Origin of the sequence: Streptomyces sp. NPDC060209, from assembly GCF_042728155.1 — a bacterium.
Classification (GTDB): Bacteria; Actinomycetota; Actinomycetes; order Streptomycetales; family Streptomycetaceae; genus Streptomyces.
In genome coordinates this window covers 1-15,716 of record NZ_JBHWZS010000201.1, presented here as the reverse complement: position 1 = coordinate 15,716, position 15,716 = coordinate 1, and the positions used below count along the sequence as shown (strand labels likewise).

Annotated in this window: 15 protein-coding genes and 1 tRNA gene; 8 read left to right on the top strand and 8 right to left on the bottom strand. The window is 70.1% G+C overall.

All coding sequences use genetic code 11. The annotated features are described in order from the left end of the window. The first annotated feature begins 7 nt into the window (after nucleotides 1–7). Genes repSA through ACFWFI_RS29895 form a run of 3 tightly spaced genes read left to right on the top strand, consistent with a single transcriptional unit; the run spans nucleotide 8 to nucleotide 2,711 of the window. Nucleotides 8–1,369, top strand: coding sequence for a replication initiator protein RepSA (gene repSA / locus ACFWFI_RS29905; RefSeq protein ID WP_387396098.1), 1,362 nt, complete (start codon nucleotides 8–10; stop codon nucleotides 1,367–1,369). Further along, a complete protein-coding gene (locus ACFWFI_RS29900) occupies nucleotides 1,366–1,554 on the top strand; it encodes a helix-turn-helix domain-containing protein (RefSeq protein WP_250287333.1) in 189 nt (62 codons plus the stop codon). The genes repSA and ACFWFI_RS29900 overlap by 4 nt, the downstream gene beginning before the upstream one ends. After that, a complete protein-coding gene (locus ACFWFI_RS29895) occupies nucleotides 1,554–2,711 on the top strand; it encodes a tyrosine-type recombinase/integrase (RefSeq protein ID WP_387396094.1) in 1,158 nt (385 codons plus the stop codon). The genes ACFWFI_RS29900 and ACFWFI_RS29895 overlap by 1 nt, the downstream gene beginning before the upstream one ends. A gap of 68 nt (nucleotides 2,712–2,779) precedes the next feature. Here ACFWFI_RS29895 and ACFWFI_RS29890 read toward each other — a convergent pair. Continuing rightward, nucleotides 2,780–2,854, bottom strand: a tRNA-Val gene (locus ACFWFI_RS29890). A 205-nt stretch (nucleotides 2,855–3,059) separates the two neighbouring features. Between ACFWFI_RS29890 and ACFWFI_RS29885 the strand changes: the two genes are divergently transcribed. From ACFWFI_RS29885 to ACFWFI_RS29870, 4 genes are all read left to right on the top strand, one after another. Beyond that, nucleotides 3,060–3,833: a DUF4097 family beta strand repeat-containing protein gene (locus tag ACFWFI_RS29885; RefSeq protein WP_387396092.1), complete on the top strand. Its 774-nt coding sequence runs from the start codon at nucleotides 3,060–3,062 to the stop codon at nucleotides 3,831–3,833. A 70-nt stretch (nucleotides 3,834–3,903) separates the two neighbouring features. Next, a complete protein-coding gene (locus tag ACFWFI_RS29880) occupies nucleotides 3,904–5,271 on the top strand; it encodes a hypothetical protein (RefSeq protein WP_387396089.1) in 1,368 nt (455 codons plus the stop codon). 151 nt (nucleotides 5,272–5,422) lie between these two features. After that, nucleotides 5,423–6,025: a DUF4383 domain-containing protein gene (locus ACFWFI_RS29875; protein WP_387396087.1), complete on the top strand. Its 603-nt coding sequence runs from the start codon at nucleotides 5,423–5,425 to the stop codon at nucleotides 6,023–6,025. Nucleotides 6,026–6,034: 9 nt separating this feature from the next. After that, the gene (locus tag ACFWFI_RS29870) at nucleotides 6,035–6,256 is read left to right on the top strand and encodes an FmdB family zinc ribbon protein (protein ID WP_387396084.1); all 222 of its coding nucleotides are present in this window, start codon (nucleotides 6,035–6,037) and stop codon (nucleotides 6,254–6,256) included. 117 nt (nucleotides 6,257–6,373) lie between these two features. Here the strand turns inward: ACFWFI_RS29870 and ACFWFI_RS29865 are convergent, their stop codons facing one another. The 4 genes from ACFWFI_RS29865 to ACFWFI_RS29850 are packed head-to-tail and all read right to left on the bottom strand — an operon-like array spanning nucleotide 6,374 to nucleotide 11,775. Next, nucleotides 6,374–7,033, bottom strand: coding sequence for an O-methyltransferase (locus ACFWFI_RS29865; RefSeq protein WP_387396081.1), 660 nt, complete (start codon nucleotides 7,031–7,033; stop codon nucleotides 6,374–6,376). 58 nt (nucleotides 7,034–7,091) lie between these two features. Next, a complete protein-coding gene (locus ACFWFI_RS29860) occupies nucleotides 7,092–8,024 on the bottom strand; it encodes an HAD family hydrolase (RefSeq protein ID WP_387396079.1) in 933 nt (310 codons plus the stop codon). Next, the gene (locus tag ACFWFI_RS29855; protein ID WP_387396076.1) at nucleotides 8,021–10,606 is read right to left on the bottom strand and encodes a phosphoribosyltransferase; all 2,586 of its coding nucleotides are present in this window, start codon (nucleotides 10,604–10,606) and stop codon (nucleotides 8,021–8,023) included. The genes ACFWFI_RS29860 and ACFWFI_RS29855 overlap by 4 nt, the downstream gene beginning before the upstream one ends. An 8-nt stretch (nucleotides 10,607–10,614) precedes the next feature. Then, nucleotides 10,615–11,775 carry an HpcH/HpaI aldolase/citrate lyase family protein gene (locus ACFWFI_RS29850; RefSeq protein WP_387396073.1) on the bottom strand — a complete coding sequence of 387 codons (1,161 nt, stop codon included), beginning with the start codon at nucleotides 11,773–11,775 and terminating at the stop codon, nucleotides 10,615–10,617. Between the two features lie 212 nt (nucleotides 11,776–11,987). Between ACFWFI_RS29850 and ACFWFI_RS29845 the strand changes: the two genes are divergently transcribed. Beyond that, nucleotides 11,988–12,881, top strand: a complete 894-nt coding sequence (locus ACFWFI_RS29845; protein WP_387396070.1) for a TerD family protein — start codon at nucleotides 11,988–11,990, stop codon at nucleotides 12,879–12,881. 33 nt (nucleotides 12,882–12,914) lie between these two features. Here ACFWFI_RS29845 and ACFWFI_RS29840 read toward each other — a convergent pair whose 3' ends face one another. The 3 genes from ACFWFI_RS29840 to ACFWFI_RS29830 form a co-directional block, all read right to left on the bottom strand. Continuing rightward, complete coding sequence (locus ACFWFI_RS29840) at nucleotides 12,915–13,649, bottom strand: TerD family protein (protein ID WP_387396067.1); 735 nt, start codon at nucleotides 13,647–13,649, stop codon at nucleotides 12,915–12,917. A 162-nt stretch (nucleotides 13,650–13,811) separates the two neighbouring features. Continuing rightward, nucleotides 13,812–14,963, bottom strand: coding sequence for a DUF475 domain-containing protein (locus ACFWFI_RS29835; RefSeq protein ID WP_387396064.1), 1,152 nt, complete (start codon nucleotides 14,961–14,963; stop codon nucleotides 13,812–13,814). A 71-nt stretch (nucleotides 14,964–15,034) separates the two neighbouring features. Further along, nucleotides 15,035–15,610, bottom strand: coding sequence for a TerD family protein (locus ACFWFI_RS29830; protein WP_387396061.1), 576 nt, complete (start codon nucleotides 15,608–15,610; stop codon nucleotides 15,035–15,037). Nucleotides 15,611–15,716: the final 106 nt, after the last annotated feature.

Sequence of the window (15,716 nt, the reverse complement as noted above, 5' to 3'; positions counted from 1 at the left end):
CGCCGATGTGCTGAGGGTGGCCGGGTCCACCGGCTTCGACCGCTGGAACGAACAGATCCGCCGCACCGGAGGATGCGCACAGCCCATCCACCTCACCGGCGCCACCAAGACCACCGACCGGGCCACCGGCACCCTGCTGCACCACTACACAACCGACACCGAGCCCGGCGGCCGGTTACGCATCGCCTGCGGCAACCGTCGCGCCTCCCGCTGCCCCGCCTGCGCCTGGACCTACGCAGGCGACACCTACCACCTCATCCGCGCCGGACTCACCGGCGACCCCGACAAAGGCACCCCGACCACCATCCGCGACCACCCCCGCGTCTTCGCCACCCTCACCGCACCCTCGTTCGGGCCCGTCCACAACCGGCCCGGAAACCGACCCTGCCGCTGCGGCACCCACCACCCCGAGACCGCCCCGGAACTCGGCACCCCGCTCGACCCGGCCACCTACGACTACGCCGGCGCCGTGCTGTGGAACAACCACGCCTCCGACCTGTGGCGCTACTTCACGATCTACCTCCGCCGAGAGATCGCCCGCCGAGCCGGCCTCACCCAGAAAGCCGCCCGCGAACAGTCCCGGCTGTCCTTCGGGAAGGTCGCCGAGTACCAAAAGCGCGGTGCCGTGCACTTCCACGCTGTGATCCGCTTCGACGGACCCGAGGGGCCCGACTCGCCGCCCCCGGCCTGGGCAACCCTCGATCTCCTCGACGACGCGATCCGCGCGGCTGCGGTCCGGGTCGAAGTCACCGTTCCGGCGAACCCGACTGCCGGGATCGTCAATGACTGGGTGCTGCGCTGGGGGACACAGATCGACGTCCAGCCCATCGGCGCCTTCGGAAACGGTGAAGACCTCACCGAACAGGCCGTTGCCTCCTACGTCGCCAAGTACGCCACCAAAGCGGCCGAGACCACCGGCACCGTGGACCACCGCATCGGCAACAAGGAAGCCCTCGTCCTCCTCAACGTTCCCGACCACCCGCGGCGGCTGATCGAAGCGTGCCTCGACCTGCACCACGCCTACCCCGACCGCAAGCTCCGCGACTGGGCCCACATGCTCGGCTTCCGCGGCCACTTCTCCACCAAATCCCGCCGCTACTCCACCACCCTCGGGGCCCTCCGGCAGGTCCGCGCCGACTACCGCGCCACACAGCAACGCGAGGCTCTGGGCCTGCCCGACCCGGACGACCACCCCGAAGCAACCACGCTCACGCTCGCGCACTGGGCCTACGCCGGCCACGGCCACACCCCCGGCGAATCCTGGCTCGCCGCCAACATCCACCGCGACATCCAACACAACCGCGACCACGCCCGCGAACACCGCGCCGAACTACAAGACCAACTCGCTCTGGAAGGGGCTGACGCATGACCACCGCCACCGCGGAACTGCTCACCGTGCCTGAGGTCATGGCGCGGCTCAAGCTCGGGCGATCAACCGTCTACGACCTGATCCGCTCGCGCCGGCTGACCTCCATCACCATCGGCCGGTCCCGGCGCATCCCCGCCGACGCCGTACGGGACTTCATCGTCAACGAGATCGAGGCGGCTGCCTGATGCCACCTCAGCGCAAGCGCAACCCCAACGGCGCGGGCACCATCACCAAGCGCAAGGACGGCCGCTACCAGGCCGCCGTCTACGTCCTCCAACCGGACGGCACCCGCGCCCGCAAGTTCGCCTACGGCAAGACCTGGGCCGAGTGCGACACCAAGCGCCGCGACCTGCTCGCCAAGGTGGACCAGGGCGTCCCCGTGCCCACGCGGTCGGCCAAGCTCTCCGAATGGCTGCCGTACTGGCTGGAGAACATCATCAAGCCGCGCCGCAAGCGCACGACCTACGCGAAGTACGAGACACACATTCGCCTCTACCTCTCGCCCATGCTCGGCTCGAAGCGCCTCGAATCGCTGAGCGTCGCTGACGTCCGACGCTTCCTCGTCCGCCTGGAGCAGCAGACCACCGCGGCGACCGCCAAGGAATCCCACCGCGTCCTACGTACCGCCCTGACCGCTGCGTGCCGTGAGGAACTGGTCATGCGGAACGTGGCCACCCTGGTGGAGCCGCCATCCGCCACGCCGCGGGACCTGTCGCCCTGGTCGCTCGACGAGACCCTGTGCTTCCTCACCGCCGCCCGGAAGGATCCGCTCTACGCGGCCTTCGTCCTCGCCATCGCGCTCGGCTTCCGTCGCGGTGAGATCGTCGGCCTGCGGTGGGAGAACGTGGACCTCGACAAGCGGGAGATCCGGGTCCGCACCCAGCGGCAGCGTGTCCGCGGTGAGGCGTACGAGGACGATCCCAAGGGGCGCCGCAGGAAACAGACACTCCCCCTGCCTGCCCTGTGCGTGGCGCCGCTTCGCTGGGAACGACTGCGGCAAGCTGCTCTGCGCGAAGCTGCCGGGGACCAGTGGGAGGAGACCGGCTACGTCTTCACCACCCGCACCGGCCGGCCGATCGAGCCCCGCAACCTGTACCGCTCGTTCACCCGGGTCGCTGGAGCCGCCGGACTTCGCGTGATCCGGCTGCACGATGCCCGGCACGGCTGCGCGACCCTGCTTACTGCGGCCGGCGTCCCTCCCCGCGTCGTGATGGAGATCCTCGGGCACAGTCAGATCGCGGTCACGATGAACATCTATGCCCACGTCGTCCAGGACACGCAGCGCGAGGCCGTGAGTCACCTGGACCGCATGCTGAAGCGGCAGCGTCCCGACCGTGGGTGACCACGCCCGTTGATGTCAGAAGTAGATGTCAAAGGCCCCCAACCAAGATCGGTTGGGGGCCTTTGCACTGGTGGGCGCGGACGGTTTCGAACCGCCGACATCTGCTTTGTAAGAGCAGCGCTCTACCCCTGAGCTACGCACCCGTGGATGAGGCAACAGGTTACATGGCCCGCGGCCCCCGACGGCAATCCGGTTCCGGCCGGTCCTCGCCTCCGCCGTCCCCCGGGCCGGAGTGCGGTACGGGGGATATCCCCACCCCGGAGACGGTAGCCGTCCGGATCGTCCCGGGGGTGGGCCCGTACATACGGTGGAGCCACATCGGCAGCGCTCTCAGGGGGACTCCACATCATGACCATCCGTACACGACGCATCGACGCCCTCGTGGCCACCGCCGGGACCGTGCTTCTCGTCGCCGCGCTCAGTGGCTGTGGCAGTACGGATGCGGAGGACGCTCCCGCCGAGCACAAGTCGTTCGCCTTCAGTGGGAAGGCGCTCACCATCGATGCCGAGAACTCGACCCTGGATCTCGTGTCCGCCGACGTGGAGCAGCTCGAGGTGACCCGCCGGGTCGACGGGTGGGTCGTGCTGGGCAGTGGGCCGGACCCCGTGTGGAAGCTGGAGGGGGACGAGCTGAGGCTCGAGGTGAAGTGCCGGGCGATGATCAGCAACTGTGAAGCGCACCACCAGGTGAAGGTGCCCCGTGGGCTGGCCCTGACCGTGCAGGGGGACAACGGGAAGGTCACCGCGGCCGGCTTCGCCTCCCCGCTCAAGATCTCCGCCGACAACGGCGGGGTCAACGTGCGTGACGTCTCCGGGCCGCTGGAGCTGCATGCCGACAACGGCTCGATCGAGGCCGAGCGGGTCTCGGGAAATTCCGTGATCGCCCGCTCGGACAACGGGTCGGTCCAGCTCGGATTCGCCCGGGTCCCGGATCTGGTGGACACCGTCAGTGACAACGGGAGCATCTCCATCGTCCTGCCCGCCGGGAAGAACGCGTACGCGGTGTCCGCCGAGGCCGACAACGGTGACGTCTCCGTCGACGTACCCCGCAGCGAGACCAGTGAGCACGTGGTGAAGGCGCGCAGCGACAACGGCGAAGTCACTGTCCGAAGTGCGAACTAACCGGCCCGTGCGTTCGTCCTAACTGGTGCGAGAATGAACCGGGCAGGGCGGATCGGCACGGGAGAGGGATGTGACGGCGACACACACGCGGCCGGATGCGAAAGCGAGTGCTGGTTCCGCCGTCAGGGACGTCCTGGTGCTGATGCTGCTGCCGGTCCCCCTGGTCGTCGCGGCGCTGCCGGGTGCCTTCGCGGGCGGCGGTACGCGCCGCTGGTTCGGGGGTCGCGGGGAGAATCAGCGGGCCGACGCGCAGGCGGCGAAGGACGCCGCGGCCGCGGCCTTCTACGAGCTGGACACCGCTCAGCGTGATCTTCGGATGTCGATCGAGACGATCACCGCCGTGGACAGTTCGCCCCGTGCCCGCAAGGCGGCGGAGGACTTCGCGGCGCTGGGCCGGCGGATCGACGAGGTCAGCCACGAATACATCACCGCGGTCGACGCCCACGATCTCGACCGGGACGATCTGGAGCCCTCGGCAGCGGCCGGTGCGCGCACCCAGCTGACCCGGGCCAAGGACGAGCTCGTACGGGTGAAGGGTGAGCTCGACCGGTTCGCCCAGGGGCTCGGGACGCTGCTCAGCAGCGCGGAGACCCAGCTGGCGCGGCTCGCTCCCGCCGTTGAGAGGGCCCGGCAGACGCTGCTCGCCGCGAGCAACGCCCTGGACGCGGTACGCGCCTCCGGGCTGCGGGCGGATGATCTCGCGGCCCGGCTCGCGGCTCTCGCCCCGGAGCTGACCAAGCTCAACCAGGGCGCGGGGCGGCACGGCGTGGCCGAGACGCTGCAGCGTGCGGACCAGGTGCTGCGTGACGCCGAGGCGGTGCGGGCGGAAGCGGACCGGCTTCCCGAGCGGGCCGCCGAGATCGACCGCAGGCTGGTTTCGCTGCGCACCCGGGCCCAGGCACTGACGACGCGCGCCGGACAGGTCGAGCCTGTACTCAGCGAGCTCCGGCGGCGTTTCTCGGCCGCCTGCTGGCAGGATCTGCAGCCGGTTCCCGAACAGGCGGCGGTCAACGTCCGACAGGCCGAGGCGAAGCTTACGGAGGCTGCCGCGGCACGCTCGGAGCAGCGCTGGGCCGATGCGACGTCCCGCCTGAGTACGGTCCGGGCGCTGCTCAACGCGACCGATGAGGCGGTGTCCGCCGCCGGAGACCGGCTGCAGCGACTCGACGCGGTGGCCAAGAATCCGCAGGCGGAGATCGACCGCACCCGGTTCGCGATCCGGGACGCCCAGCGGCTCGCCATGGCGGGCCGCAACACCCCCGACCCTCGCCATGCCCGCCCTCTGGACGACGCCGTGGCCCGGCTGGAGCGGGCGATCGCCGCGCTGGACGGGCGCCATCCCGACTACTGGCATTTCCTCACCGAGACGGAGGCCGTGCGGCAGACGGCGAACCGGGTTGTCTCAGCGATCCGCGAGGAGCTGGGAGGCGGCGCCTGAGCGCGCCCGGCGCGGAGACGCTGACGGACAGGCGCTGACAGGGAAGGCGAGAAAGCCTGATTTGTCCCCGGCAGCCGGTGGGCCGATCCTGGAGATACGCAGCGGCTTCCGCCGAGGCGTCCCTGGCCGCATGCGGCCTAAGGAGGCCGACATGGCCACACACGTCCTGCATCCCACGCGCCGGCGCGGCACGCCCACCCGTGGCACGCCGTCCCGCCGGAAGGCCACCCGCCTCGACGAGCACCTGCCCGTCGACCACCGCCTCAGCCAGGTCTACCGAGTGGGTGCCGGCCTGATGGGCCTGCTGCTCGTCGCCTTCGGCATCCTGGGGCTCATCGACCGTATCGGCTTCTTCGACACCGGCGGCGACACGGTGGCGGGCCTCAACACCAACGGTGCGCTGAGCATCCTGTCCATCTGTGTCGGACTGCTGCTCTTCGTCGGCATGGTCATCGGCGGGAACTTCGCATCGACCCTGAACATGGTCCTGGGCATCGCCTTCATCCTCAGTGGGTTCGTGAATCTGGCTCTGCTGGACAGCAGCATGAACTTCCTGGCCTTCCAGATGCAGAACGTGCTGTTCAGCTTCGTGGTCGGGCTGTTGCTGATGATGTTCGGCATGTACGGAAGGGTCAGCGGCGGGCTGCCCCACGACAATCCGTACTGGCGGGCCCGCCACCCCGAGCAGGTCGCGAGGGAGGAGCGCCGCGCACTCGCCCCGATGCCCGAGGTGGCGAAGGGGAAGAGGCTCTAATCTGGGGCCATGCCTCGTTACGAGTACCGCTGCCGCCCCTGCGGCGAGACGTTCGAACTCAGCCGTCCCATGGCCGAGTCATCCGATCCCGCCTCCTGCCCTTCAGGGCACGAGGACACCGTGAAGCTGCTCTCCACCGTGGCCGTGGGCGGCTCGGTCTCCTCCGCGGCTCCCGCCCCGTCATCGGGCGGTGGCGGAGGCGGCTGCTGCGGTGGAGGCTGCTGCGGCTGAGCGAAGAGCCCGGCCCACCCGGCCACCCGGACCACCCGGCCCACCCGGCGGGCGGGCCCGACGGCCCCGACCCCGACGGCCCCGACCCCGGCGGCCCCGGCCCAGGCGCCCGCCGGGTCACCTACGGCGTGAGAGCGTCAGCCCGTCCGCCACGGTCAGGAGCACGCTGTCCATCCGGACGTCGGCTGCCACGTGGTCGTTGAACCCCCTGATGGCCGCCGTGTCCCCGGTGGCCAGCGGGTCGGTGACTCCTCCGTGGAAGAGGACGTTGTCCGTGACCACGAGTCCACCGGGGCGCATCCTCGGGACCAGCTCCTCCCAGTACGCGATGTAGTTGCCCTTGTCCGCGTCCAGGTAGGCCATGTCGATGTGCGGCTCGGCCGGCATCGCGCGCAGGGTGTCCAGCGCGGGGGCGATCCGCAGGTCGATCCGGTCGGCGACGCCCGCCTTCTCCCACGCCTCCCGGCCGTACGCCGTCCACTCCTCGGAGATGTCGCAGGCGATCAGCAGCCCGTCCGCGGGCAGCGCCTGGGCCATCGACAGGGCCGAGAAGCCGGTGAACGTGCCGACCTCCACGATGTGCCTGGCACCTGTCAGCCGGACGAGGAAGGCCAGCAGCGGCCCCTGCTCCTGCGCGGACTGCATGCCCGCCTGTCCGGGCAGCTCGGCGTACGTGGTCTCCACGAGTTCGCGCTGCGCCGCGTCCAGCGGAGGGTTGTGGGCCAGCGTGTAGGCGTACAGCTCGTCGGTGATCTTGGTGGTGTTGCCCTTGGTCACAAGCGTCTCCTCGGGTTGCGGCGGCCAGGCCAGCTTGCCGAAGATCGCTCGTGAGTGCTCAGCGACCCGCCCCCTGCGGGTCGGCGGCGCGCAGGAAGCGGCGCAGGATCTCCTCGCCCGCGGCGACGCCCCGCTCCCTGAGCACCTCGGTGTTGGGCGCGCCCCAGCCGCAGTCGGCGAGCTCTCCGTGGCCAGGGCGCCATGCCCGGTGGGCGGCGAGCAGCAGGTCGGCGTCCAGGAGCGAGTCACCGGCGGCGAGCGTCAGCGTGGCGCCGCAGCGGCGGGCCACCTCGTGCATGGCGGCGCTCTTGGTGAGCGGCTTGGGCACGGCGTAGATCTTGCGGCCCTGGAGCGAGACGGTCCAGCCCTTGGGATCCGCCCAGGCGGACAGTTCCTTCACCCAGCCCTCGGGGAGGGCGGCACGGTCGACGACGAGGTAGGCGAAAAGGTCTTCGGCGACCCGTTCCTTGAGCAGCCACGAGGGGTCGGCCGCCGCCTGGAGGTGGGCCCGGACCTCCGCGAGGGAGGCGCATTCGCCGGCGATCCGGCTGACCACGTGGTCGTGCCAGTCCGGGTCGGAGACGCCGTCGACCAGGATGTGTCCGCCGTTGGCGCAGATGGCGTACCGGGGGGCGGGGCCGGGCAGGTGAATGCGGCGGTACTGCTCGCGGGTCCGGGTGGTGGTCGGGACGAACACCGTGGTGCGGGCCAGGTCGTCGAGCAGTGCCGCGGCCGTCTCCGTCATGTAGCAGAGGGGCGCCCGGCCGTAGACCTCCACGCAGAGCAGGCGAGGCGCCTGCTCGTCCGGCATGGTCAGCTGGAGGGACGCCGCCGAGTAGATGAGGGTGCGGTCGAGGTCACTGGCCACGAGCGTCACCGGGGCGTTCACGGGGCCGTCCAGGGGCTCAGGTGCGTTCAGCAGCTCAGGCGCTTCCACGGGGCCGCTCGGGGACGCAGGCTCGTTCTCGGGCGCGATCACGGTTTCGCTCACTTCGCCGTCACCGCCGTGCCGTCCGCGCCGGTGGCGCCCCGCGTGTACTTGGGGTGGATCAATCCGACGCAGGTGTACGGGAGTTCCGCGACCTCCTCGACCGGCACGCCGCGCTGCTCGGCGAGCAGTCGTACGTGGTCGAGGTCGGCGCCGGCCCCCCGCTTGGCCAGGATCTTCCAGGGAACGCGGCGCAGCAGCACCCGGGTCGTCTCGCCGACGCCGGGCTTGACGAGGTTCACGTCGTGGATGCCGTACTCCTCGCTGATGCGTTCTACGGCGGCCCAGCCCTCCCAGGTGGGGGCGCGGTCCGCGGCAAGCAGTTCCTTCGCTTCGGCGTCCACCGCGTCGGCGACCTCGTCGAACCGGGCGGCGACCGTGTCGAGGAACAGGCCGGAGACGTCGGAGCCGGCGAGTTCGCGGTAGAACTTCGCGCCGTGGAAATCGTGCGGGCCGACCAGGTCGGAGCGCAGGACCGTACGGGAGATCAGCCCGGACACCGTGGAGTTGAGGCAGGCGGACGGAATGAGGAAGTCCTCGCGCGTGCCGTAGGTCCGGACGCAGCCTCCCGGGTCGGCCAGTACGGCGATCTCCGGGTTGAACCCGCCGAAGTCCTCCAGGGCTGAGGCGAGTTCACGTGTGATGGCGCCCTTCCCCGTCCAGCCGTCGACGAAGACGACGTCCGCCGGGTCGTGGTGGGCGGCCAGCCAGCGCAGGGCGTTGGCGTCGATGCCCCGGCCCCGGACGATGGAGACGGCGTAGTGCGGCAGGTCGAGGCCGTGCCGGTGCTGGGCCCAACGGCGCATGAGGACCCCGACAGGGGTACCGGCGCGGGCGAGGGAGACCAGGACGGGGCGGGGGGTGGAGGTCTCCCCGCCCGAGCCGAGCCGGGAGTGGGGGTGTTCGGCGAGGATCGTCTCGGTGACCGTGCCGACGGCCCGGGCGATACGGGTCGCCGAGGCGTCCAGGGCGGCCTTGAACAGCTCCTGGTACTGGGGGCTGGGCTGGTATTCGACGGGCAGCGATTCGGCGTAGTGCGCGCCACCGCTCTGGATCGCCTCCTCCCGCTCCTCGGTGGGGGCCTCCAGGGGCGTGTCGGAGAGGTCCTGGAGCAGCCAGCCGACATCGTCCGCCGCGTAGGAGGAGAAGGCGGGGCCCCGGAGGGGTTCGGGCAGCATGACGGCTTCCTGCCTGTCTGAGGTCGGCGACGAGATCCGGTCCGAGGCCCGCGACGGGACCCTGCCCGAGGCCGGCGAAGGGCTCGCGTCCGAGGTCGGCGACGGGGCGTACGAGGGGACGACCGCGAGCACGACCTGGTCGGTGTGCCCGGCGAGCCGTGCCAGCAGTCCGTCGGGGGCGTGCAGTGCGGGGGTGTCGGCGGCCGAGTCGACGACGGCGACGACGGCGTCGAAGCCACCGCCCGCGACGTTGTAGGCGTACCGGTCACCCGGCCCGTCGGCGGGATCGTCGTGGGCGGGGAAGACGAGGCGGCTTCGTATCGCGTAGCCGGGGTCGTCGACGGCGAGCACCGGTGAGCGGGTGGTGGTGGAGTAGCGCACGTCGGCCGTGATGGCCCCCTCCAGCGCGGTGCCGAGCCGCAGGGGCGCGTACATCAGCTCCTCGAAGCCGAGGACGAGCACCTTGCGGGCGTCGCCCAGGGCGTCGGCGATACGCCCGGCCATGGCCGGGAGAGCGGCTTCCAGGGCCGCGCGGTGGACGGGGGTGAAGCCGTGGCGTCCGCCGTCGGGTACGCCGGCCGGCCAGTCGAGGGTGACGCGTACGGGGACGGACCGGGGCGCGGGGGGCTCGGTCGTCGCGTGGTCCGCGTCGTGCGCGGCCACCAGGCTCCGGCCCTTCTCCAGGACGCCTTCGGGCAGGCGCACGGTGCCACGGGCCCGGGCCACCAGGTCGACGCGGGCGCCGATCTCCTCGGCGAATTCGGCGAGCCGCCCCTGGTCGGCCTCGGAGCGCATGTCCACCAGGGCGACGATGACGTACCGGTCCCGGGGGTAGCGCGCGTGGAGGGCGCGGATGGTGTTGAGCACGGTGTTGCCGGTGGAGAACTCGTCGTCGACCAGGACCAGCGGCGAGCCGTCCGCGGTGGCGTTCAGCAGGTCCGGGTCCTCGGGCAGCAGCAGGTGCGAGGTGGCGTGCGAGTGCGCCTCCTCGAAGCCGCCCGCCTGTGCGACGCCGGCGACGGGGCGCCGGGTCGAGTGGAGGTACGGGGCCACGCCCAGCCCGTCCGCGACGGCGTGGCCGAGGCCCGTCGCCGTCTCCGCGTAGCCGAGGACGACCGCGCGGCGGGCCTCCGCCTCGCCCAGCAGGTCCCGTACCCGTTCGCCGAGCTCGAAGCCCACGCCGTGGACCACGGACGGCCGCTGCGGCACGTGCTTGCCCAGGACGTTCGACACGAGCAGATGGGCCCGCTTCGGGTTGCGGCGCAGGGCGAGGCCCAGCAGCTCCCGGAGTTCCCCGTCGCCGACGAGCTCGACCCCGAGCCGCCCGGCGACCCAGTTACCCGACCACTCCACGTCCACTGCCTCTTCTTCCCGTATGCGCTCGTGTGCTCGCCCGTGCTCGCCCATGTCCACGCTCAGTCCGTCGCACCGGCGGCGAGGAGCTCCACGAAGCCGATGTCCTCGCGTGCCACGCCGAAGACCTCGGCCCGCTGCAGGGTGCGCTCGGCCCAGGCGCGGTGGGGCTTCACTTCGTTCATCTTGTTCGTGTACGCGGAGCGCAGCACTCCGCCGCCGCCCCGCTCGGGCCGCAGGATGTCCTGCGCGTCGCTGTACTCCTCGTGGCTGACGACCGACAGCGCGTGCACGGGCAGGACGTGGGACGGATGGATGCAGGTCTTGCCGAGCAGCCCGTTGGCCCGGTCGAGCTCGATCTCGCGCAGCAGCCCGTCGAGGTCGTGCTCGATGAGCGTGGTGCGCAGCTCCTCGGCCTGCCCCATGAAGGGGCTGCGGCGCAGCTGGGGCTTGAACATCCGCTCCTGGAGTCGGAAGTACTCCCATACGGGCCCGGTGATGGTGAAGCCGGTGCCGTCCGCCCGGCCCAGCACGTTGACGACGTCGCCGATGACCGCGCCGACGATCTGGACGTCGTACGCCGTCATGTCGGGGGCACGGCGAAGACCGTAGGCGGAGCAGAAGTCGGTCACGCCGAGCCGCAGCGCCAGGATCCGCTCGCGGTACTTGTCGACGGTACGGGCGATCCCCTGGAGGGATTCGCCCCTGGTCTCCACGTGCAGCAGCTCCGGCGATTCGAGGACGGGCATCGCGAACAGCCGGTGCCCGCTGTCCGCTTCGGCCGCGGTGAGGGCCTCCAGGAAGAGCTCGCCCCGCTCTTCCGTGAATTTCGGAAGTACGAATCCGGACAACAATCGGACGGAGCTTCCGAGCCGCCGTACGAGGTCGGAAATCTGCTCCGGTTCACGGACCCTGATGAACAGGAGCGGCCCTTCGGCGTCACGCGCCTCGAGGTCGGCGAACTGCCGGACCAGATTGGCCTCGGCACCGACCACTTCGGCGTCGTCGATGGAATCCTCCAGGCAGAGCACCATGGAGACCACGCCGCGGCCGGTCTGCTTGATCACGTCGTCCGCCAGCCGGGGCCGGGTCGCAGGGCTGTAGAGCGTGGCCCCCAGGGCCGCGCTCAGCATGCGGGAGGAGGAACCCGCGTCGAATTCACACGGCTCCCTGAAGAACAGACTCTCCCGGACAGCGGGCGAGATGTGCCCGAAATGACGCATGTGATTCCCCCGTACTGCCATATGGACCGGACAAACGTATGGCCGGTAATAGTACGTTCGGACAGGTGTCGTCGGTTCCCCGACCATATGAACTTCGGGTGTCCCCGGTGTATCTCACACCCCGCGCGGCGCGCCTGTGTGACCCTCGCGAACAGCGCCTGGCCTACTGGTTCGCACCCCCGCGTTGTCCGGGCGCCCCACCAGCAGGCAGGATGACCGCCATGACGCACGCGATGCTGAAGGGCTCGAACGTCCCTCTCGACGCCATGGCCGTACGGGCTGTGCTGCGCTGGACCCCGGGCGCCGGGGTCCCGGATGTGGATGCCTCCGCCCTGCTGATCGGTCCCTCCGGACGGGTGCGTTCCGACGAGGACTTCGTCTTCTACAACCAGCCGCGGCACCCGTCGGGCCTCGTACGGCGCCTGCCCAAGCGCAGCGCCCCCGAAGGGCTCACGGACACGATCGAGGCGGACCTCTCCTCGCTCGACCCCTCCGTGGACCAGGTGGTCATCGCCGCGTCCTGCGACGAGGCGGCGTTCGAGCGCGTGACGGACCTGCGGATATCGCTGTACGACGCGGCGTCCGCCGACGGTGAGCCGCTCGCGGTCTTCGACGTCCGGGCGGAGACCGGCGAGGAGACGGCCGTTATCTGCGGCGAGCTGTACCGGCGCGGCGACGGCTGGAAGTTCCGGGCGGTGGGGCAGGGGTACCCGACGGGCCTCGTCGGGCTGGCCACCGCCTTCGGGATCTCGGTGGACGAGGCCGAGGCGGCGTCCGAGCCCGGCCCGGCGGCCGTGCCCAGCGCCCCCGACACGACCGCGTCCTTCCCGCCGGCGCCGGAGCCCACCGCACCCGCGCCCGACTCCCAGGCCACGGTCCAGCACCAGCAGCCCGCATACGGCTACCCACAGCCGCCTGTGGCGCCCCAGCCCGCCTACGGCTATCCGCAACAGCCCACCGCGGCCCCGCAGCCCGCCTACGGCTACCCACAGCCCGCTGCCGCGCAGCCGGCGTACGGCTACCCGCAGCCCGCTGCGGCGGCGGCCCATGCCGCCGACCCGAATTTCGTGCTCCCCCCGCAGGGCCCGCAGTTCCTCCGGTCGTGAGCCGGGGGCGCGGCCGCCCTTCACGGTGCGCACTCAGGCCCGCGTCTTGTAGCCGCGTCCCCACTGCATGCCGAAGCCGTACATCCGGTCCAGCTCCGACTGGAAGCCGTACACGAACTTCACCTCGCGGCGCACGATCAGTTCGCCCTTGACGTTCTCCACCGTGAACACCGCGCAGGAGCGGGCCTGCGGGGCCCGCTCGTCCAGCTCGATCTCGATGCGCGGGCCGTTGCCCGGATAGAGCGTCACCTTGGCGTGCGTACGGTCGAAGGCCGGGGTCTGGTCGTAGATGTAGACGAAGAACAGCAGGCGCTTGATCTCGTCGCGCTTGTCGAGGTTCACGTAGACGGTCTCGCCCGACGGCGCCCCGAAACGGTCGTCCCCGCTGAGTCTGATGTACGGCGCCGCGTTCAGGTCGCCGATGAGGTTGCCCAGGGGCTGCACCACACCCTTCGTCCCGTCCGCCAGTTCGTACATGCAGCCCAGGTCCAGGTCGACGTTGACCATGCCCTGGGTGTGCGCCTGGACCACGTCGGGCTGGAAGAGCTTCAGCGGACGCAGCAGCCGACCGCTCTGCCGCGACCTGCCGCCGATGTCCGACGTGCGCATCCGCCACGACAGGTTGACGCGCAGGTTGCCCGACAGCGCGCCCTGCTTGTTCAGTGAGACCGTGGCGTTGCGCTTGGAGAGCACGATCGAGTTCGTCGCGGAGTTACCCGACTCGAACTGCGCCGCCCGCCGCGGAAACAGGCCGTCCCAGAAGGCCATCCCAACCCCCACATGTATCGGTAGTACCGCCCGACCCCGCACCTACGCCACACCCGCCCCGCACGTCACTGCGGGGCGGCCACCGGGCCGGGTCCGGGTGTTCCCGGAGAACCGCCGCCATGGGCCGCCCCGCAGAGAGAGCGTTCCTCAATCCCTACCGGGTCACACCCCGGAGGACACTTCCGCCTTGGAATCGGAGCCGTCGCCGCCGTCGCCGCCGGCCGCCGCGAGCGCCCTGTTGCGCCGCACCGAGGACCAGAAGGACCAGCCGATCAGAATGACCCCGACGGAACCGGTGATGAGCTCGTTGATCTCGTACTGGATGGTGACCAGCAGGATGACCGCGAGGGCGCCGATCGCGTAGTGCGCGCCGTGCTCCAGGTAGACGTAGTCGTCCAGGGTGCCCTGGCGGACCAGGTAGACGGTGAGCGAACGGACGTACATGGCGCCGATACCGAGGCCGAGCGCCATCAGGACGATCTCGTTGGTGATGGCGAAGGCGCCGATGACACCGTCGAACGAGAAGGACGCGTCGAGGACCTCGAGGTAGAGGAACATGAAGAACGCGGCCTTGCCCGCGAGGACCACCGCGGAGGGGGACTTGCCGGACTTCCTGGCCTCTTCCTCGGCCTCGTGCTCGCGCTCCTCCTCCTCTTCGAGCTTGTTCTCGAAGAATCCGGAGAGACCGCCGACCACGAGATAGGTGATCAGACCCGCGATACCGGAGAGCATGACGGTCGACGCCTTGTCGGCGTGCCCCCCACCGTGCTGGTGCGCGTGGGTCGCGAACGTCATGGCGGAGACCAGCAGGACGATGAGCGCGACGCAGACCGACAGCATGTCGACCTTGCCGAGCTTGGCGAGCGGACGCTCGATCCAGCGCAGCCACTGGATGTCACGGTCCTCGAAAATGAAGTCGAGGAAGATCATGAGCAGGAACATGCCACCGAATGCGGCGATCGACGGATGGGCGTCCGTCACCAGTTCCTTGTACCTGTCAGGGTCGTTGAACGAGAGGTCGATGGCCTCGATCGGCCCCAGCTGAGCGCTGATGGCCACGATCACGACAGGGAAGACCAGCCGCATACCGAAGACCGCGATGAGCACACCGACGGTGAGGAAGATCTTCTGCCAGAAGGCACTCATCTTCTTCAGGATTCCGGCGTTGATCACCGCGTTGTCGAAGGACAGCGAGATCTCGAGGACCGACAGGATCGCGACGACGCCGAATGCCTGCCACCCCCCGTAGAACACCGCTGCGACCAGGCCGAGCGCGGTAACCGCGAACGACCAGCCGAAGGTTTTCAGAAGCACTGGCTACCCCATCGTGTATGTAACGGGTCTCCCCCGGTTGAGTACGGGGCTCCCCCGCGCCGTGCGCGGCTTTACGAAACGTTGACCCCGAAGTCTAGAGCGATGCCCCGGAGCCCTGACGCGTACCCCTGTCCGACTGCACGGAATTTCCACTCCCCGCCGTAGCGGTAGAGCTCACCGAAGATCATCGCCGTCTCCGTCGACGCGTCCTCGCTGAGGTCGTACCGCGCCAACTCCTGACCGTCCGCCTGGTTCACCACGCGGATGAAGGCATTGCTGACCTGACCGAAGGTCTGCCCACGATTGTCGGCTTCATGGATCGAAACGGGAAAAAGAATCTTGTCGCAGTGTGCCGGCACCTGCGTGAGGTTCACGATGACGGACTCGTCGTCGCCCTCGCCCTCCCCCGTGAGGTTGTCACCGGTGTGCTCGACGGAGCCGTCGGGGCTGGTGAGGTTGTTGTAGAACACGAACCACTCGTCGCCGAGGACCCGGCCCGACTGGCACAGCAGCGCGCTGGCGTCGAGGTCGAAGTCGGCTCCCGTCGTGGATCGTGCGTCCCAGCCGAGCCCGACCAGCACCTGAGTGAGATTGGGTGCGGCCTTGGAGAGGGAGACATTGCCTCCCTTGGCGAGCGTGACGCCCATGGTGTGTCCTCCCCGAGTCGATGGACGGTCTTTCGGCCCGGCACGGGCGCCTGACGGACGCGGGGCGCTCTGCCGAGCGCGTCCGGCGCCGCACATGGTGCGGCGC